The organism is Nocardiopsis sp. NPDC055551 (assembly GCF_053619415.1).
Genome location: NZ_JBSHJJ010000007.1, coordinates 293,843 through 306,641, shown reverse-complemented (window position 1 = coordinate 306,641; position 12,799 = coordinate 293,843). Strand labels below are relative to the sequence as shown.

At 69.3% G+C, this 12,799-nt stretch carries 12 protein-coding genes; 3 read left to right on the top strand and 9 right to left on the bottom strand.

All coding sequences use genetic code 11. The features are described 5' to 3' along the window. Positions 1-3 precede the first annotated feature (3 nt). The 3 genes from zwf to tkt all read right to left on the bottom strand — a co-directional run bounded on the left by zwf (position 4) and on the right by tkt (position 4,923). On the bottom strand, positions 4-1,554 hold the full coding sequence (gene zwf, locus ACWGSK_RS15245; RefSeq protein WP_358513204.1) for a glucose-6-phosphate dehydrogenase: 1,551 nt from the start codon (positions 1,552-1,554) through the stop codon (positions 4-6). A 106-nt stretch (positions 1,555-1,660) separates the two neighbouring features. Then, positions 1,661-2,767, bottom strand: a complete 1,107-nt coding sequence (tal, locus tag ACWGSK_RS15240) for a transaldolase (protein ID WP_358513125.1) — start codon at positions 2,765-2,767, stop codon at positions 1,661-1,663. A gap of 62 nt (positions 2,768-2,829) precedes the next feature. Beyond that, positions 2,830-4,923, bottom strand: a complete 2,094-nt coding sequence (gene tkt, locus ACWGSK_RS15235; RefSeq protein ID WP_358513127.1) for a transketolase — start codon at positions 4,921-4,923, stop codon at positions 2,830-2,832. 539 nt (positions 4,924-5,462) lie between these two features. Between tkt and ACWGSK_RS15230 the strand changes: the two genes are divergently transcribed. Beyond that, positions 5,463-6,422 carry a heme o synthase gene (locus tag ACWGSK_RS15230; protein WP_452456056.1) on the top strand — a complete coding sequence of 320 codons (960 nt, stop codon included), beginning with the start codon at positions 5,463-5,465 and terminating at the stop codon, positions 6,420-6,422. A gap of 87 nt (positions 6,423-6,509) precedes the next feature. Here the strand turns inward: ACWGSK_RS15230 and ACWGSK_RS15225 are convergent, their stop codons facing one another. Next, the gene (locus ACWGSK_RS15225; protein WP_358513131.1) at positions 6,510-6,920 is read right to left on the bottom strand and encodes a hypothetical protein; all 411 of its coding nucleotides are present in this window, start codon (positions 6,918-6,920) and stop codon (positions 6,510-6,512) included. Between the two features lie 129 nt (positions 6,921-7,049). On the opposite strand from ACWGSK_RS15225, the gene ACWGSK_RS15220 reads away from it, so the two are divergent. Next, positions 7,050-8,357 carry a PrsW family intramembrane metalloprotease gene (locus ACWGSK_RS15220; RefSeq protein WP_358513133.1) on the top strand — a complete coding sequence of 436 codons (1,308 nt, stop codon included), beginning with the start codon at positions 7,050-7,052 and terminating at the stop codon, positions 8,355-8,357. On the opposite strand, the gene ACWGSK_RS15215 is transcribed toward ACWGSK_RS15220, so the two are convergent. From ACWGSK_RS15215 to ACWGSK_RS15200, 4 genes are all read right to left on the bottom strand, one after another. After that, positions 8,272-9,414 carry a COX15/CtaA family protein gene (locus tag ACWGSK_RS15215; protein ID WP_358513135.1) on the bottom strand — a complete coding sequence of 381 codons (1,143 nt, stop codon included), beginning with the start codon at positions 9,412-9,414 and terminating at the stop codon, positions 8,272-8,274. The genes ACWGSK_RS15220 and ACWGSK_RS15215 overlap by 86 nt on opposite strands. Positions 9,415-9,548: 134 nt before the next feature. Continuing rightward, positions 9,549-9,746, bottom strand: coding sequence for a hypothetical protein (locus ACWGSK_RS15210; RefSeq protein ID WP_358513137.1), 198 nt, complete (start codon positions 9,744-9,746; stop codon positions 9,549-9,551). Between the two features lie 144 nt (positions 9,747-9,890). Beyond that, a complete protein-coding gene (locus ACWGSK_RS15205) occupies positions 9,891-10,769 on the bottom strand; it encodes an EamA family transporter (RefSeq protein WP_358513139.1) in 879 nt (292 codons plus the stop codon). A 6-nt stretch (positions 10,770-10,775) separates the two neighbouring features. After that, positions 10,776-11,153, bottom strand: coding sequence for a hypothetical protein (locus ACWGSK_RS15200; RefSeq protein ID WP_358513141.1), 378 nt, complete (start codon positions 11,151-11,153; stop codon positions 10,776-10,778). A gap of 99 nt (positions 11,154-11,252) precedes the next feature. Between ACWGSK_RS15200 and ACWGSK_RS15195 the strand changes: the two genes are divergently transcribed. Beyond that, positions 11,253-11,948, top strand: a complete 696-nt coding sequence (locus tag ACWGSK_RS15195; RefSeq protein ID WP_358513143.1) for an RICIN domain-containing protein — start codon at positions 11,253-11,255, stop codon at positions 11,946-11,948. Positions 11,949-11,972: 24 nt separating this feature from the next. On the opposite strand, the gene ACWGSK_RS15190 is transcribed toward ACWGSK_RS15195, so the two are convergent. Next, complete coding sequence (locus tag ACWGSK_RS15190; protein ID WP_358513145.1) at positions 11,973-12,773, bottom strand: inositol monophosphatase family protein; 801 nt, start codon at positions 12,771-12,773, stop codon at positions 11,973-11,975. Between the last annotated feature and the right edge of the window lie 26 nt (positions 12,774-12,799).

Below are 12,799 nucleotides of genomic sequence, written 5' to 3'. Positions count from 1 at the left end.
CGGTCACGGACGTCGCCACTGGCGGCCGTCCCTGGCGAGCAGTTCGTGGGCGGACTCCGGACCCCAGGTGCCCGAGCCGTACTGTTCGGGCTTGCCGTTCACGGCCCAGTACTCCTCGACCGGGTCCAGGATCCGCCAGGACAGCTCCACTTCCTCTTGTCGCGGGAACAGCGGCGGGTCGCCGATGAGCACGTCCAGGATGAGTCGTTCGTAGGCTTCGGGGCTGGCCTCGGTGAAGGACTGCCCGTAGGTGAAGTCCATGCTCACGTCGCGCACCTCCATGGAGGTGCCCGGCACCTTGGAACCGAACCGCAGGGTCACGCCCTCGTCCGGTTGGATACGCAGTACCAGGGCGTTCTGTCCCAGTTCGCTGACGTCGGTGCGGGAGAACATCTGCTGCGGCGCGGCCTGGAACACCAGCGCCACCTCGGTGACACGGCGGCCCAGACGCTTGCCGGTGCGCATGTAGAACGGAACGCCCGCCCAACGGCGGGTGCCCACGTTCACCTTCAGCGCCGCGTAGGTCTCGGTCACCGAGTCGGAGGGGATGCCCTCCTCTTCGAGGTAGCCGCGCACCGCCGCGCCGCCCTGCCACCCGGCGGCGTACTGGCCCCGGGCGGTACCGGTGGCCAGGTCCTCGGGCAGGGTGACGGCGGAGAGCACCTTCTCCTTCTCCGTGCGGATCGCGTCGGCGTTGTAGGAGACCGGCTCCTCCATGGCCACGAGCGCCAGCAGTTGCAGCAGATGGTTCTGCATGACGTCGCGAGCCGCGCCGATACCGTCGTAGTAGCCGGCGCGACCGCCCACACCGATGTCCTCGGCCATCGTGATCTGCACGTGGTCGACGTAGCTGCGGTTCCACAGCGGCTCGAACAGGGTGTTGGCGAAGCGCAGCGCCAGGATGTTCTGGACCGTCTCCTTGCCCAGGTAGTGGTCGATGCGGAACACCGCCGAGGGCGGGAAGACCTCGTCCACGACCTGGTTGAGCTCTTGGGCGCTCTCCAGGTCGTGCCCGAAGGGTTTCTCGATCACCACCCGGCGCCACGGGGTGATCCCGCCCGGCCCCGAACCCTCCTCGGCCTGGGCCAGACCGGACCGCTTGAGCTGGGTGACCACGGTCGGGAACAGCTTGGGCGGCAGCGACAGGTAGAACGCGTAGTTGCCGCCGGTACCGCGCTCGTGGTCCAGTTCCGTCACGGTCCGGGCCAGCTCGTCGAAGGCCTCGTCGTCGTCCAGGTCGCCCTGCACGAATCGCACGCCCTCGCTGAGCTGGCGCCACACGTCCTCACGGAACGGCGTGCGCGCGTGTTTGCGCACGGCCTCCTGCGCCACCTGGGCGAAGTCCTGGTCCTCCCAGTCCCGGCGGGCGAAACCCACCAGACCGAAGCCCGGCGGCAACAATCCCCTGTTGGCCAGGTCGTAGATGCCCGGCAGCAGCTTCTTGCGCGCCAGGTCACCCGTGACCCCGAACAGGACCAGGACACTGGGCCCGGCGATCCGGGGAAGTCGTCGGTCCAGGGCGTTGCGGAGCGGGTTGGGTACCGCCCCCGGCATCACCGGTTCTTTCACGGTCTCTTCTCTTTCCGATGGAGAGTGGCCGGTGCTTCGGTGGTGTGCTCGCGGGCCGTTCCGGGGCCGTGCGCCGGAACGGCCCGCGGTGTCAGCCGAGCTTGTCGAGCTTGGCCGACAGCGCCTCCAGGAGGCTCTTCCAGGAATCGACGAACTTCTCGACCCCTTCCCGCTCCAGGACGGTGAACACGTCGGTCAGGCTCACTCCGGCGTCCGCGAGGGCGGCGAAGTCGTCCTGGGCCTGCTCGTAGGTGCCCAAAACGGTATTGCCGGTGATCCGACCGTGGTCGGCGGTCGCGTCCAGGGTGGCCTGCGGCATGGTGTTCACGGTGTCGCGGGCCACCAGGCCGGTGACGTAGAGGGTGTCCTCCAGCGCCGGGTCCTTGACGCCGGTGGACGCCCACAGCGGACGCTGTGGCTTGGCGCCCTGCTCGGCGAGGGCCCGCCACTCAAGCGAGGAGAACACCTCGACGTGGGCCTTGTAGGCCAGGCGGGCGTTGGCGAGCGCGGCCCTGCCGGTCAGGGCGAGCGCCTCGTCGGTGCCGATCGCCTTCAGACGCTTGTCGACCTCGCTGTCCACGCGGCTGACGAAGAAGGACGCCACCGAGTGGATCTTGGACAGGTCGTGGCCGTTGACCCGCGCCAGCTCCATGCCCTCCAGGAACGCGTCCATCACCTGCCGGTAGCGCTCAAGGGAGAAGATCAGCGTGACGTTGACGCTGATGCCCTCGCCCAGGGTCCGGGTGATGGCGGGCAGACCCGCGGCCGTGGCGGGGATCTTGACCATCAGGTTGGGCCGGTCCACCAGCCACCACAGGGCCTTGGCCTCGGCGGCGGTGCGCTCGGTGTCGTCGGCCAGACGCGGGTCCACCTCAAGGGACACACGGCCGTCCACGCCCTCGGTGGCGTCGTAGACCGGACGCAGGACGTCGGCGGCCCACCGGATGTCGTAGGCGGTGATGGAACGTACCGCCTCCTCCACCGAGACGCCCCGCAGGGCCAGCTCGTGGACCTGCTCGTCGTAGGCGTCACCCTCGGCGAGGGCCTTGTCGAAGATGGTGGGGTTGGAGGTGACGCCGACCACGTGCTTGGTCGACATCAGCTCGGTCAGATCGCCGGTCCGGAGACGTTCGCGGCTGATGTCGTCCAGCCAGACCGAAACGCCCTCCTCGGACAGGTCCCGGAGTGCGTTGCTCATGGTGTTCCTTCTTCCACTGGAACGAGGTCCGCCGCGGGGCTCGACCGCGGCGGACCCCTTGATCACTTGCCGGACTTGGCGAGGCTCTTACGAGCCGCTTCGACGACCGCCTCGGGCGTGAAGCCGAACTTCTCGTACAGGACCTCGTAGGGAGCGGAGGCACCGAAGTGCTCCAGGCTCACCGATTCGCCGGTGTCACCGACGTAGGCGCGCCAACCCATGGCGATGCCGGCCTCGATGGACACGCGGGCGCGCACCGAGGAGGGGAGCACCTGCTCGCGGTACTCCTCGTCCTGACGGTCGAACCACTCCACGCACGGCATCGAGACCACACGGGTGGGCGTGCCCGCTTCCTGGAGGGACTTGCGCGCGTCAAGCGCGATGGGCACCTCACTGCCGGTCGCGATGATGATGACCTCGGGGGTCTCGCCGTCGGCCTCGGCCAGCACGTAGCCGCCCTTGACCGCGCCCTCGGCCGACGCGTACTCCTGTCGGTCCAGGACGGGCAGGTTCTGGCGGGTCAGCGCCAGCGCGGACGGACGGTCGGCGTTCTCCATGATGGAACGCCACACGACGGCGGTCTCGTTGGCGTCGCCCGGGCGGATGACGTCCAGCCCCGGGATGGCGCGCAGCGACCACAGGTGTTCGACCGGCTGGTGGGTGGGGCCGTCCTCACCCAGTCCGATGGAGTCGTGCGTCCACACGTAGGTGATGCCCAGCTTCATCAGCGCGGCCAGGCGGACCGCCGGACGCATGTAGTCGCTGAAGACCAGGAACGTACCGCCGTAGGGGCGGGTCGGGCCGTGCAGGGCGATGCCGTTGAGGATCGAACCCATGCCGTGCTCTCGCACACCGAAGTGCAGGACGCGCCCGTACGGGTTGCCCGGGAACATCTCGCTGGCGCGCTCGAAGGGCAGGAAGGACGGCTCGCCCTTGGGCGTGGTGTTGTTGGACCCGGCCAGGTCGGCGGAGCCGCCCCACAGCTCGGGCAGCACCGGGGCCAGGGCGGAGAGCACCTCACCGCCGGCCTTGCGGGTGGCCATGCCCTTCTCGCTCGCCTCGAAGGTGGGGATGGACTTCTCCCAGCCCTCGGGAAGACGCTGGGAGACCAGGCGGTCGAACAGCTCCGCGCGCTCGCCGGCGCTCTTGTGCCAGGCCTCGAACCCGACCTTCCAGGCGTCGTGCGCCGCACGGCCGCGGTCCACGGCCTCGCGGGTGTGCTCGATGACGGAGTCCTCGACACCGAACGGCTCGTCGGGCAGGCCCAGGATCTGCTTGGTGGCGGAGATCTCGTCGGCGCCGATCGCGGCACCGTGGATGGCGCCGGTGTTCTGCTTGTTGGGCGCCGGCCACCCGATGACGGTGCGCAGGCGGATGAAGGTGGGACGCTCGGTCTCGGCCTTTCCGCGCAGGATCGCCTGGTGGAGGGCCTCGATGTCCTCGACGTATTCGCCGGTGGCGGTCCAGTCGACGTCCTCGACGTGCCAGCCGTAGGCGGCGTAGCGGGCGGCCACGTCCTCGCTGTGCGCGATGCGGGTGTCGTCCTCGATCGAGATCTTGTTGTCGTCCCAGATCATGATGAGGTTGCCCAGCTGCTGGGTCCCCGCCAGGGCGCTGGCCTCGTGGCTCACGCCTTCCTGGACGTCACCGTCGGAGCAGAACGCGTAGATGTGGTGGTCGAAGGGGCTCGCGCCCGGTCCGGCCTCGGGGCTGAACAGGCCGCGCTCGCGGCGGGCGGCCATGGCCATGCCCACGGCGTTGCCCACGCCCTGGCCCAGCGGGCCGGTGGTGGTCTCCACACCGGGGGTGTGGCTGAACTCGGGGTGGCCCGGGGTGCGGCTGCCCCACTGGCGCAGGGACTTCAGGTCCTCCAGCTCCAGGCCGTATCCGGCGAGGTAGAGCTGGATGTACAGGGTGAGGCTGGAGTGACCGATCGACAGGACGAAGCGGTCGCGGCCGGCCCACTCGGGGTCCGAGGGGTCGTGCCGCATGATCTTCTGGAACAGCAGGTAGGCGGCGGGAGCCAGGCTCATCGCGGTACCGGGGTGACCGTTACCCGACTTCTCAACCGAGTCCATGGCCAGTGCCCGGACCGTGTTCACGGCGCGGAGGTCGAGGTCCGACCACTCCAGAGTCTGCGGGGTGTGGGCGTTCACGGACTGACGTCCTCCTTCTCGGGCACCCGAACCATCCGGCGTTCGGGGCGGTGTGGGGTCGTGTGTACTTGTCGGTCGCCGGGCACCCCGGTGACGGCCCACCGGTGGGGGTGGGCCGAAGGGGTGTGGAGGGTGAGAACGGCGCTGTTTGCGAGCCTATCGTCCGTGTCGAGACGTGTCGTTGGGCGACACCTCCTCTTACCCATGGGTAACGGAAGCGTGGCACGTTGGTGGCATGGTGAGGCGTGTGCGAACCTTCCTTACACTCGCCTTACCCCCGCGGCCGCTCGTCATGGGGCGAAGGTCACCTGACGGGTGGGGCCTCGTTCCCAGGGGGTTGGTCATCGGCCCGTTCAAGGAAGTACTACAGTATGTCGTTGACGGGGTTTTCGCTGATCCTGACGGTTTGTCGGTCCGCTCGACCCCGCGTGGCGAGCAGTGTTGAAATTCCCGAAGAGTTGTCGAGGTATCCGCGTGTCTGAAACCGAGCCGGCCCCGTGGGGGACAGGAGTGCTTTCGGCCGTGGGGACGCGGTACTGATGGCGCTTACCAACCGTTCCCCTCAGGTCGGATCGTCCACCCCGGAGGTCCCCCGCAAGGCCTCCCTGGGCGAGTACGTCCGCGCCTATGTCGCGCTTTCCAAACCCCGCGTCATCGAGCTGCTGCTCATCACCACCATCCCGGTGATGTTCGTGGCCGCCGGTGGTGTGCCGCCGTTGTGGATCGCGGTGGCCACCCTGCTGTTCGGCACCATGTCGGCGGCCAGCGCCAACGCGATGAACTGCTACATCGACCGCGACATCGATCGTGAGATGCGTCGCACCCGCCGGCGTCCGGCCGCGATGGACCTGGTCACCCCCAAGGGGGCCCTGGTCTACGGGCTGATCCTGGCGGTCGGCTCCACGGTCGGGTTCCTGGCGTTCGTCAACGTGCTGTCCGCCGTGCTGTCGCTGTTCGCGATCGGGTTCTACATCTTCGTGTACTCGATGCTGCTCAAGCGGCGCACCGCGCAGAACGTGGTGTGGGGCGGCATCGCCGGCTGCATGCCCGTTCTCATCGGTTGGGCCGCGGTCACCAACAGCCTCGACTGGGCGCCGTTCGTGCTGTTCCTGGTGGTGTTCTTCTGGACACCCCCGCACACCTGGACCCTGGCCATGCGCTACCGCGAGGACTACGCGGCCGCCAAGGTACCGATGCTGCCCGTGGTCGCCAGTGACCGCCGGGTGCTGCTGGAGTCGGTGCTCTACAGCTGGGCGACCGTCATCGTCTCCCTCGCCTTCTGGCCGGTGGCCGGCACCACCTGGTTCTATGGCGCGGTCGCGCTGATCCTGGGCGCCCTGCTGGTGTTCCAGGCCCACCGACTGCTGAGCCGCTCCAAGGCGGGTGTGACCGGTGCCAAGCTCAAGACCATGGGCTTCTTCCACCTGTCCAACGCCTACCTGGCGCTGCTGTTCTCGGCCGTGACCATCGACCCGCTCCTGGCGGGCGTGCTCGGCTGAAAGCCGACCTGATAGACGACGACGGCGCCCGTTCCCAACGAGGAACGGGCGCCGTTTCCGTCGCGCGGGTCGATGGCGCGGGGCGGCTCAGGCGGATCGACGGCGCAAGATCAGCACCGCCGACCACACCACCAGGGTCACCAGCAGCAACGCCAGGGGGACGTGCGCTTGAAGGGGGCCGTAGGTGCCCAGTGCCGCCTGCGGGAAGCCCACCACGAACGCCCCCAGACTGAGCAGGAGGACCGTGCGGTCGGTCCCGGGGCCCCGGCCTCGGGAGGACCACAGCGCGCCCGCGGCGAGCAGTTGCGCGCCGGTGGTCACGTGCACCGCGAGCGCCCCGGCGTAGTGGAACGGCAGGGCGTCCAGGTTGTAGGTGATCAGTTGGCCGGCGGTGACGAACTCCCACAGGAGCACGGCCAGCGAGGACAGGACCGCCACGCGCAGCACCCACTCCCAGGCGCTGACGGGCCGGGTCCGGGCGGTGTCGTTCGGGGCCATGGTGGGACCTTTCCGGGTGGGTCGGGTGGGACTGCCATCCTGTCGTACACGGACGGCCCCTCCGAGGTGATCTCCGCAGGGTGGAGGGGGAGTCGGCGTCGCCGGTGGCAAGCGCTACGATCTGTGCTCATGCCCCGACTCGACAGCAAGGCCATTCTCCAGGGCCGCAGATCCCGTTACTCGATGACGCTCATCCTGGGCATCACCATCAGCGTGGTGTGCATGATCGGCATGCTCGGTTACCTGTGGCTCCTGGCCATGGCGGGGGGTGCGGCCGTGGGGATCGACGGGGCGGTCGGCTTCACGGTGAGCCTGGTCGCGGCCATCGTCCCGGTCACCATCCTCATCCCGCTCATCCTCCTGCTGGACCGCATCGAACCCGAACCCGGGTGGGTGCTGTTCTTCGCCTTCGTGTGGGGGGCCGGAGTGGCGGTCGTGGCGTCCTTCCTCCTCAACACCTGGGGCATCGCCTACCTCATGGTGCCGTTCTTCGGACCGGACCTGGGCGACTTCCTCGGCACCTCGCTGGTGGCCCCGGTGGTGGAGGAGAGCGCCAAGGGTCTGGTGCTGCTCATCCTGCTGTGGCGACGCCGCCACGAGATCGACGCCTTCACCGACGGCGTGGTCTACGCGGGCATGGTGGCCACCGGCTTCGCGTTCACCGAGAACATCCTGTACTTCCTCAGCGCCTTCTTCGACGGCACGCTGGTCGCCACCTTCGCCATCCGCGGGATCATCGCGCCCTTCGGCCACCCGCTCTACACCGCGATGATCGGTATCGGTGTCGCCTACGCGGCCATGCGAAGCGGAGGACCGCGCTTCCTCGCCCCCATCGCCGGCTGGGTCCTGGCGGTGCTGCTGCACGGCATGTGGAACGGCGCGACCCTCTTCGGGTGGGGCGGTCTGGGCGTGGCCTACCTGGTGCTGTTCGTGGTGCTCTTGGGCATCTTGGGCATCGCCCGCCAGGACCGGCGCGACCAGATCACCGCGATCGCCCGTTACCTGCCGCCCTACATCTCCACCGGCCTGGTGACCCCCGCCGACATCACCATGCTCGGTTCCATGCAGGGCCGACGCCAGGCCAGGGATTGGGCGGCGCGCAACGCCGGCGCCCGCGGGCGCACGGCGATGAAGGACTACCAGTTGGCCGCCACGGAGCTCGCGTTGCTGCACCAGAAGCTGGACGCGGGGGTGGCCCGCAAGGACTGGAAGGTCAACCGCGACGCGTTCCTGGCCCTGATGCACGTGGCCCGGGACACCTTCCTGGGGCGGCTACCCCAGCCGGTCACCCCGGGCTGGGCGGAGCGCCCCACGGACTCGGGTTTCATGCGACGCGCGGACTTCGCGCACGTCATCGCCCAGGCGCGGGCTCAGCAGGACTACGTTCCCCGTCATGGCCAGCCTCAGGGCCGGCCTCCGTACCCGCCTCGGTACTGATCCGCTCCTCCGCCGGGGTCAGCCGGGTGGTGGCGAAGTACAGTCGTGCGATCGCCACCCAGGTCAGCGCCGAACCGAGCACGTGCAGCACCACGAGGGTCTCGGGCAGTTCCAGGGCGTACTGGGTGTAGCCCAGGGCACCCTGGAGCAGCACGATCACCAGCAGCGCCACGCTGCTCAGACGGGCGGGCCGACCGGCGCCGCCCCGGTAGGCGAGCAGGACGGCGGCGGCGCTGCCCATCAGGGCCAGCCAGCCCAGGACCGAGTGCACGCGGGTGACCGCGGGCAGGTCCATCTCCCAACGTGGGGCGGCCGCGTCGCCGCCGTGCGGGCCGGTGCCGGTGACGACGGTTCCGGCGATGAGCAGCAGGAAGCCGACCACGACCAGGGCGATGGCCACCGTGTGCAGCATCGGGCCCACGACGACCTTGGGCGTTCCCTCGGACTCCTGGCAGCGCACGTACAACGCGACGGTGATGAAGACCATCACCATGGACAGCAGGAAGTGGGCGGCGACCGAGGCCGGGTGCAGGTCGGTCCAGACGGTGATCCCGCCGACCACGGCCTGACCCAGGACACCGATCGGGATGATGGTCGCCAGCCGGACCAGGTCACGGCGGCGCGGGGTCGACCGCAGCACGGCGATCAGGGTGATGACGCCGACAGCCAGTACCAGGAAGGTCAGGGTGCGGTTCCCGAACTCGATGGCGGCGTTGAAGGCCGCGTGCCCGGTGTCGATCGGCACGAAGCTGTCGGGGGTGCATCGGGGCCACTCCGAGCAGCCCAGCCCAGAGGAGGTCACCCGGACGGTGGCGCCGGTGACGGCGATCCCGGCGTTGACGACGATGTTCCCCAGCGCCCAAGCGCGCAGCGACCTCTGCGTGGGGGCCCAGATGCTCCTGGCGAGGAAGACGAGCGCGAGTACGCCCAAGACGGCCAGGGCGACCTGCCAGCCCCAGAGGGGGACTCCCAGCAGGACGATGTCCTCCAGCTCGTCCGCCGCGAGCGAGGTCATGGTGGGCAGGGTCGTCGTCGCGGCGACCGGGGAATCAGACATACGACAGACTGTAGTACATCGTCGTGGCAGCGCTTACACGACCCCGGAGAGCCGTGCCACCTGCATCGATGGGGCGGGATGGCATGGAAAGGGTCCCGGGGCGAGCCCCGGGACCCTGGGTCATCCGACCCGGATCAGTCGTTGTAGTTGGCGATGCACTGGTTCAGCAGGTCGAGGTTCAGGTTGATCAGGCCCAGGGTGCTCTGCTCCTTGATGCACGCCTGGTAGACCTCGGACTCGGAGTGGACGCCGGCGGTCGCGGCTCCGGCGCCCGCTCCGAGCAGACCCGCGGTGAACAGAGCGGCGATCGCACACTTGGTCATGGTTCGCATTGCTTGCCTTTCGAACGACTACAACGGCTTGGGCGCGCTGCCCACCAGCCCTGATAGCCCGTAGTGCATGCATGGAAACTCTCTGTGTCTATTTTTTGTGTCGTCTTGCTGTTCCGGAGAGGAAGCAAAGACGCGTCGACGGGGTCAGGAGCTCGAAGGAGAGGAGGTGCGGGTCGAACCGGCGCTGGCCACGATCACACAGACCACCGCCAGCCACTGCCACACGCTCAGCAGTTCACCGAGCAGGACCAACCCCACCAGGGCGGCGGCCGCCGGTTGCAGGCTCATCAGCACCCCGAACACCCGTGGCGGAATCCGACGCAGCGCGTTCAGCTCCAGCGTGTAGGGGACCACGGAGGAGAGCACGCCCACGGCCAGTCCGAACAGCAGCAGCCGCCAGTCGAGTAGCGCGGCGCCGCCCTCGGCGATCCCCGCCGGAGCCAGGACGATGACCCCCACCACACTGCCGATGGCCAGTCCGGAGGCGCCGCTGAACCGCTGACCCGTCGCCGCGCTCAGCAGGATGTAGCCGGCCCAGGCGACCGCGGCCAGTACCGCGAAGAGCACGCCCAGCGGGTCGAGCGATCCGAACTCCACGCCCAGGGCCGCCACGCCGAGCCCGGCCAAGCCGGCCCACAGAAGGTCGACGCGTCGACGTGAGCCCAGGATCGCGATGCTCAGCGGGCCCAGGTATTCGATGGTGACCGCGATGCCCAATGGAATGCGGGCGAAGGCCTGGTAGATGAGGAAGTTCATGCCGGCCAGCGCCACCCCGTAGCCGATCACCACCATCCAGTCGGTGCGGCTCCGGGCCCGCAGCACCGGACGCGCCAGGACCACCAGGACGACCGCGGAGGTGAGCAGACGCAGCCAGACCACCGCGGCGGGCGGCAACGCCTCGAAGAGGTTCTTGGCGAGACCGGCGCCGGTCTGCACGGAGACGATGCCGATCAGGATCAACCACACCGGTGGCATCGAGTCGAGTACCGCGCCGGGGGAGAGGCGGGACGTACTGGTGCTCATGATGAATCATCCTACGTTTTGCGGGGTGCGGCCCGCCGCCTCGGCCCCCTCAGCCCCCTCGACCTCGGTCGCGTCCGAGCGTTCGCGCGGACTCCAGACGAAGGCCAGCAACAGCAGCGACCACGCGATGACCACCACCGCGGGTTGCAGGAGCGTCATCACCAGACCGATCACCGTCAGGTCGCCCTCTCCGGTGAGCAACTGCACGCCGATCCACAGGAACGGCAGCGCCGCCGCGAACAGGTTCACGACCAGGGCGGTCCACGCCAACCCGGCCCGGGGCGGACGTCGCCACCACAGGAGGGCACCCCCCACCAGCACGAGGAACAGGGGCGGGCCCAGATAACGGACCACGATGAACCAGGGCACGCCGATGCTCTCCATGTCGGGAACCCTATCGGGGAGGTTCGAGACACGACCGGCATGGTGTGAAATGGTTCGGTCCGTTCCCGGATGACCCCGTCCCCGCTGGAGAGTCCCACGATGTCCCGCTCCCGACGTAGAGCCCGCACCCGCACCGCCCCCGACGGCCTGCCTCGGTGGCCGATGGTGGCCGGGGCGCTGGCCTTGCTGTTGGCGGTGGTGGTGGGTGGCTACACCGGCGGGATGTTCTTCGCCGAGACCACGTCGCAGGTCGAGGAGATGACGGTGACCTCCGGGATCCTCGTCGAACCCTCCGGAGCCCCCGAGCCCGAACCCTCAGAGGACCCCGAGCCGGAGGAGAGGACCCACCCCGCCGGTCTGGACCCGGCGGTCACCTACGCCCTGTTGAACGTGAACGGCGAACGGGCCCTGGACGTCGCGGGCGGCTCCACCGACAACGGGTCCCACGTGCACCTGTGGGACCGCCACGACGAACAGAACCAGCAGTGGAGGTTCGTCCCTGTCGAGGGCGACTTCTACGAGATCGTCGGCGTGGGAAGCGGCAAGCTGTTGGAGTTCCCCGCCGAACCCGACCCCGAGGCAGAGCCCGCGGCCACCCTGCTCACCCGCACCGGTGAGCCCAATCAGCACTGGACCGTGGTCGAGGCCGGTGACGGGGTGGTCCGCCTGGTCAATCGGGCCTCGGGCAAGGCCCTCGAAGGGCAGGGCGGCGCACCGGACAACGGCACCCTCGCCGCCCCGGCAGAGGACGGTGGCCACCCCCACCAACAATGGCGCCTGGCGCCCCTGGGCTGACCCGGACCGGCCCCGATCCCCGGATCAGGACAGCAACAGGGAGCGCACGGTCCGCCAGGTGACCTCGTCGGCGGCGTTCAACAGGCCCAACCGGTCGTCGCCGGGGTGGTAGGGGTCGCCCTCGGGACGGAGGGCGACCCCACCGGCCTCGGTGATCAGCAGGCCACCGGGGGTGTGGTCCCAGGGCAGGGTCCGGTGGTAGAGCACGAAATCCAGCTCGCCCTCGGCCAACCGGGGGTAGTCCACCCCGGCGCAGGAGGCGCCCGGACCCACCTCGGCGAACCGGTCCACGGCGGCCTCGACGCGCTCTCGCGCGCTGGGGGACAGGAACCGGGACTGCACCGCTCCGCGCATTTGCGCCGGATCGGCCGGCGCGGGCTCTCGACGCAGCCGACGCCCGTCACACCAGGCTCCCGATCCGAGTTCGGCCGTGTACACACGGTCCTGGGTCGGGCGCAGGATCCACGAGGCCACGGCCCGGCCCTCGCGGACCAACGCGGCCATCACCGCGAAGTCCTCCGAGCCGCGCACGAAGTTGCGGGTGCCGTCCAACGGGTCGACCAGCCACGCCGCCGGTTCGTCGGTCAGGGCCCGGAGCAGTTTCGGGTCGGTGGAGGCGGCCTCCTCGCCCACGACCGGAACGTCCAGGAGCTCGCGGAGCCTGCGGGTGATGGCGGCCTCGGACTCACGGTCGGCCACGGTGACGATCTCGCCGGGGGCCTTCTCGGTCACCTCGTTCCGGCCCAGGGACCGAAAGCGCGGCAGGATCGACTCCTGCGCGGCCTCGCGGAGGATCTTGGTCACGGCGTCGATGTCGATCGTCATGGCCGACAGCCTACGACCGAGCGACC